Source organism: Pseudomonas sp. Au-Pse12 (genome assembly GCF_021341665.1).
Classification (GTDB): domain Bacteria; phylum Pseudomonadota; class Gammaproteobacteria; order Pseudomonadales; family Pseudomonadaceae; genus Aquipseudomonas.
In genome coordinates, this window is the sequence record NZ_JAJTTH010000023.1 from 24,259 (window position 1) to 30,258 (window position 6,000).

3 protein-coding genes are annotated in these 6,000 nt (G+C 66.6%); all 3 read left to right on the forward strand.

Annotated elements, in window-relative coordinates:
- The first annotated feature begins 102 nt into the window (after positions 1-102).
- The 3 genes from LXM55_RS31960 (at position 103) to LXM55_RS31970 (ending at position 5,893) form a co-directional block, all read left to right on the forward strand.
- The gene (locus tag LXM55_RS31960; RefSeq protein WP_233324137.1) at positions 103-1,353 is read left to right on the forward strand and encodes a TolC family protein; all 1,251 of its coding nucleotides are present in this window, start codon (positions 103-105) and stop codon (positions 1,351-1,353) included.
- Between the two features lie 200 nt (positions 1,354-1,553).
- Entirely contained in the window at positions 1,554-2,729 is a 1,176-nt protein-coding gene (locus tag LXM55_RS31965) for an efflux RND transporter periplasmic adaptor subunit (protein WP_233324138.1), read from the forward strand.
- A gap of 26 nt (positions 2,730-2,755) precedes the next feature.
- Complete coding sequence (locus LXM55_RS31970; RefSeq protein WP_233324139.1) at positions 2,756-5,893, forward strand: CusA/CzcA family heavy metal efflux RND transporter; 3,138 nt, start codon at positions 2,756-2,758, stop codon at positions 5,891-5,893.
- Positions 5,894-6,000: the final 107 nt, after the last annotated feature.

Genomic DNA, 6,000 nt, shown 5'->3' on the forward strand with positions numbered 1-6,000 from the left:
CACTGTTGCAGTTTCATATCGGCCGGAAACTTGTTGATAAGTGCCGATAGATTTCGCTGCAACTGCGCGGACACTTTGCCTCCATAGGGGCCGGAACTTGTTATGCCGACTTTCCCGAGAACATCCGCCCGGGCAGCACGCACCTGCGTCCTGACGCTGCTGCTGGCCCTGGCCAGCCAATCGGCGAGCGCCGCCGAACAACCACTGTTGAGCCTCGACAGTGCCCTGGCCCAAGCCTTTGCCAACAACCCCGAGCTGGCGGCCGCGCGCTGGGAGATCGACATCGCCCAGGGCGCCCGCCAGCAGGCCGGGCTGATTCCCAACCCGGTGCTGTCGCTGGACGCCGAGGACACCCGTCGGGATTCGCGCACCACCTCGGTCAAGCTCAGCCAGGCCCTGGAGCTGGGGGGCAAGCGCGGTGCGCGGATCGACGTGGCCAACCGTGGTCAGGAACTGGCGGCCCTGGAGCTGGAGCGTCGGCGCAATCAACTGCGCGCCGATGTTCTGGATGCCTACTACACCGCGCTACGGGCCCAGGAACGCAGCCAGCTGGCCGGGCGCTCGCTGGCCCTGGCCGAACGCGGGTTGGGGGTGGCCGAGGGCCGGGTCAACGCCGGCAAGACCTCGCCGGTTGAAGCCACCCGGGCTCAGGTGCAACTGGCCGAGGTGCGTCTGGAACTGAGCCGAAGCCAGATGGAGCAGGACAACGCCTACCGGCGTCTGGCGATGGTCACCGGCACCGCCACCGGCGATTTTGCCGGGGTGCAGGAGCAGCCCCAGGCGCTGACGCCGCTGCCAGCGCCGGCGCAGTTGCTTGGCCGCCTGCAGGAAACCACCGAGCTGCGCCTGGCGGAGCAGGAAGTGGTGCAGCGCGAGGCGTCCCTGGGATTGGAGAAGGCCCAGCGCATTCCCGACCTGGACGTCAGTGTCGGCAGCCAGTACGACGCCACGGCCCGCGAGCGGGTCAACCTGGTGGGGCTGTCGATGCCTTTGCCGCTGTTCAACCGCAACCAGGGCAACGTGCTTTCCGCTGCTCGCCGTGCCGACCAGGCACGGGACCTGCGCAACGCCACCGAATTGCGCCTGCGTACTGAAACCCGCCAGGCCCTGGAGCAATGGAACACCGCCCGGTGCGAGGTGCAGTCGTTCAACCAGACCATCCTGCCGGCGGCCCAGCGCGCGGTGGACAGCGCCACCCAGGGCTTCGAGATGGGCAAGTTCAGCTTTCTCGACGTCCTCGATGCTCAGCGCACATTGATTGGCGCGCGCAACCAGTACCTCGCCGCCCTGGCGCAAACCACCGATGCCCGGGTGCGGATCGAACGCATCTACGGCGACCTCGGCCGTTGGTGAAACCCTGGCTGTTGGGCCTGGCGTGCCTCGCCGCGCTGCTGGTCAGCGATTGCAGTGGCGCGCCGCCGACAGCCCCCGAAGACCCGCCGCGGCATTGGTGCATGCACGAGTTGCATCGGGCGCTTGGACGCTGGCTGTTTCCCTCCACCCCGTAAGGCAGCGCCTGGCGCTACCGCCCCTCGATCGATTCAGGAGTCTCCATGGATAAAAAACGCAGCCTTGTTGTGGCCACCACGGCAGTGGTTGGCCTCGGGCTGGCGGCCTTGCTGCTGCCGGGCCTGTTTGCCAGCCCGGCCCCGGCCACGGCGCCCCAGGCCGAACAGGCCGGGCACGCGACGGACGAGCCCGAGGGCCACCTGGAACTCAGTGCCGAGCAGATCCAGGCCGCCGGCATCGAGCTGGCCGAGGCCGGCCCACGGCGCCTCAAGCGCCTGCTCAGCCTGCCGGGGGAGATCCGCTTCGACGAGGATCGCACCTCGCACATCGTGCCCCGGGCCGCCGGCGTGGTGGAGTCGGTGCAGGTCAATCTCGGCCAGGCGGTCAAGCGTGGCGAGCTGCTGGCGGTGATCGCCAGCCAGCAGATCTCCGACCAGCGCAGTGAGCTGGCCGCCGCCGGGCGACGGGTAGAGCTGGCCCGCACGACCTTCCAGCGCGAGCGCCAGTTGTGGGTCGACCAGATCTCCGCCGAGCAGGATTACCTGCAGGCGCGCCAGGCCCTGCAAGAGGCGGAAATCGCCCTCAACAATGCCCGGCAGAAGATGAACGCCCTGAGTGGCAGCGCCCAGCTGGTGGGCGGCAACCGCTATGAAATGCGCGCGCCGTTCGATGGCGTGGTGGTGGAAAAACACTTGAGCGTCGGGGAGGTCGTGAGCGAAAGCAGCGCCGCTTTCACTCTTTCGGACCTGTCCCGGGTCTGGGCCACCTTCGGCGTGTTTCCCAAGGACCTGGACAAGGTCCGGGTCGGCCAGCCAGTGAGTGTCAGCTCCAGCGAACTGGGGACCCAGGTCCAGGGCCAGGTGGCCTACGTCGGCAGCCTGCTGGGGGAGCAGACCCGTACCGCCACGGTGCGGGTGACCCTGGCCAACCCGAATGACGCCTGGCGCCCGGGGCTGTTCGTCTCGGTGCAGGTGGCCACCGAGGCCTTCGACGTACCGGTCAGCGTGCCGCAGGCGGCGATCCAGACCGTGGAAGAGCGGCCTTCGGTATTCGTCCGCGTGGCTGAAGGGTTCCAGGCCACCCCCGTGGTCATCGGGGCCAGCCAGGACGGTTTTGTCGAGATCCGCGAAGGCCTTGAAGCCGGGGCCCAGGTGGCCACTCGCGGCAGCTTTACCCTCAAGTCCGAACTGGGCAAGGGCGCGGCCGAGCACGGCCATTGATCGGCCTCATCAGAGAGTGACTTCCCATGTTTGAACGCATCATTCAATTCGCCATCGAGCAGCGCATCATCGTCCTGCTGGCGGTGCTGCTGATGGCCGGGGTCGGCATTGCCAGCTACCAGAGGCTGCCGATCGACGCCGTGCCGGACATCACCAACGTCCAGGTGCAAATCAATTCCGCGGCGCCGGGGTTCTCGCCGCTGGAAACCGAACAGCGCATCACCTTTCCCATCGAAACCGCCATGGCCGGCCTGCCGGGGTTGCAGCAGAGCCGTTCGCTGTCGCGCTCGGGGTTGTCCCAGGTGACGGTGATCTTCAAGGACGGCACCGACCTGTTCTTTGCCCGGCAGTTGGTCAACGAGCGCCTGCAAGTCGCCCGCGAACAATTGCCCGAGGGCGTGGAAGCGGTGATGGGGCCGATCTCCACCGGTCTCGGGGAAATCTTCCTGTGGACCGTGGAGGCCGAGGAGGGCGCGCGCAAGGAAGACGGCACGCCTTACACGCCCACCGACCTGCGGGTGATCCAGGACTGGATCATCAAGCCGCAACTGCGCAACGTGCAGGGCGTGGCCGAGATCAACACCATCGGTGGCTTCGCCAAGGAGTACCAGGTCGCCCCCGACCCCAAGCGCCTGGCCGCCTACAAGCTGACCTTGAATGATCTGGTGACGGCCCTGGAGCGCAACAACGCCAACGTCGGCGCCGGTTACATCGAGCGCAGCGGCGAGCAGCTGCTGATCCGTGCGCCGGGGCAACTGGCGTCCATCGAGGACATCGCCAATATCGTCATCAGCAGCAGCGATGGCACGCCGATCCGCGTGCGCAACGTCGCCGAAGTGCAGATCGGCCGTGAACTGCGCACCGGCGCGGCCACCGAAAATGGTCGCGAGGTGGTGCTGGGCACGGTGTTCATGCTGATCGGCGAGAACAGCCGCAGCGTGTCCCAGGCGGTGGCGAAAAAACTTGAAGAGATCAACCGCTCGCTGCCCGAAGGGGTGGTGGCGGTCACCGTGTACGACCGCACCAACCTGGTGGAAAAAGCCATCGCCACCGTGAAGAAGAACCTCTTCGAGGGTGCGCTGCTGGTGATCGTGATTCTGTTCCTGTTCCTCGGCAACATCCGCGCGGCGCTGATCACCGCCCTGGTGATCCCGCTGTCGATGCTGTTCACCTTCACCGGCATGTTCAGCAACAGGGTCAGCGCCAACCTGATGAGCCTCGGCGCCCTGGACTTCGGCATCATCGTCGACGGCGCGGTGGTGATCGTGGAGAACGCCATTCGCCGCCTGGCCCACGCCCAGCAGCACCACGGGCGCATGCTGACCCGCTCCGAGCGCCTGCACGAAGTCTTTGCCGCGGCCAAGGAAGCGCGGCGTGCGCTGATCTTCGGCCAGTTGATCATCATGGTGGTGTACCTGCCGATCTTTGCCCTCACCGGGGTCGCCGGGAAAATGTTCCACCCGATGGCCTTCACCGTGGTCATGGCGTTGCTGGGGGCGATGATTCTCTCGGTGACCTTCGTTCCGGCGGCCATCGCGCTGTTCGTTACCGGCAAGGTCAAGGAAGAGGAAAACCTGCTGATGCGCAGCGCCAAGCGCGGCTACGCCCCGGTGCTGGGCTGGGTCATGGCCCGGCGTGGGCTGACCTTCGCCCTGGCCGGCCTGATTCTGGCTGGCAGCACGGTGCTGGCCAGCCGCATGGGCAGCGAATTCATCCCCAGCCTCAGCGAAGGCGACTTTGCCCAGCAGGCCCTGCGGGTGCCCGGCACCAGCCTCACGCAGTCGGTGGAGATGCAGCAGCGCCTGGAGAAAACCCTGCTGGCGCAGGTGCCGGAGATCGAGCGGGTATTTGCCCGCACGGGCACCGCGGAGATCGCCTCGGACCCGATGCCCCCGAATATTTCCGACAGCTACGTGATGCTCAAGCCCAAGGCCCAGTGGCCGGACCCGGGCAAGAGCCGCGAGGCGTTGATCGCCGATATCCAGCGCGCCAGCGCCCTGGTGCCGGGCAGTGCCTACGAGCTGTCGCAACCGATCCAGCTGCGTTTCAACGAACTGATTTCCGGGGTGCGCAGCGATGTCGCGGTCAAGGTGTTTGGCGACGACATGACGGTGCTGAACAAGACCGCCACGCAAATCGCCACGGCCTTGCAGAGCCTGTCCGGCGCCTCGGAAGTCAAGGTCGAGCAGACCTCGGGGCTGCCGGTGCTGACCATCAACATCGACCGCGACAAGGCCGCGCGTTTCGGCCTGAACGTGGGCGATGTGCAAGACACCATCGCGGTGGCGGTGGGCGGGCGCCAGGCCGGCACCCTGTATGAAGGTGACCGGCGCTTCGACATGGTGGTGCGCCTGTCGGACCAACTGCGTACCGACATCGATGGCCTGTCGCGGCTGCTGATTCCGATACCGGCGACCGCGGGCACGGCCAGTGGGCAGATCGGCTTCATCGCCTTGTCGGAAGTGGCCAGCCTCGACCTGGTGCTGGGGCCCAACCAGGTCAGCCGCGAGAACGGCAAGCGCCTGGTGATTGTCAGCGCCAACGTGCGCGGGCGTGATATCGGCTCCTTCGTCGAAGAGGCCACCGGCCTGATTGCCGAGACGGTCAAGGTCCCGGCCGGCTACTGGACCACCTGGGGCGGCCAGTTCGAGCAGTTGCAGGAGGCTTCCCAGCGCCTGCAAGTGGTGGTGCCGGTGGCCTTGCTGCTGGTGTTCGGCTTGCTGTTCATGATGTTCAACAACCTCAAGGACGGCCTGCTGGTGTTCACCGGGATTCCCTTCGCCTTGACCGGCGGCATCATGGCCCTGTGGCTGCGGGACATCCCGCTGTCGATCTCGGCGGGGGTGGGGTTCATTGCCTTGTCGGGTGTCGCGGTGCTCAACGGCCTGGTGATGATCGCCTTTATCCGTAACCTGCGCGAGGAAGGGCGTTCGCTGTCCATGGCGATTCGTGAAGGAGCACTGACCCGCTTGCGCCCGGTGCTGATGACCGCGCTGGTGGCTTCCCTGGGGTTCATCCCCATGGCCCTGGCCACCGGCACCGGCGCCGAAGTGCAACGGCCGCTGGCCACCGTGGTGATTGGCGGCATCCTGTCTTCCACCTTCCTCACCCTGCTGGTCTTGCCTGCGCTGTACCAATGGGCGCACCGCAAGGAGGAGGACTGATCGCGCGCCGCTTCTTGTAGCCGCTGCCGCAGGCTGCGAACGGCTCCGCAGGAGGCGCCGCTCTTGGGGGCGCTGAAGGTCCTGCGGACCTTTTCGCAGCCTCGCAG

Bases quoted from the DNA above. Each gene is read 5' to 3' on its own strand.
- LXM55_RS31960 (WP_233324137.1), top strand. From the start codon at position 103: ATGCCGACTTTCCCGAGAACATCCGCCCGGGCAGCACGCACCTGCGTC.
- LXM55_RS31965 (WP_233324138.1), top strand. From the start codon at position 1,554: ATGGATAAAAAACGCAGCCTTGTTGTGGCCACCACGGCAGTGGTTGGC.
- LXM55_RS31970 (WP_233324139.1), top strand. From the start codon at position 2,756: ATGTTTGAACGCATCATTCAATTCGCCATCGAGCAGCGCATCATCGTC.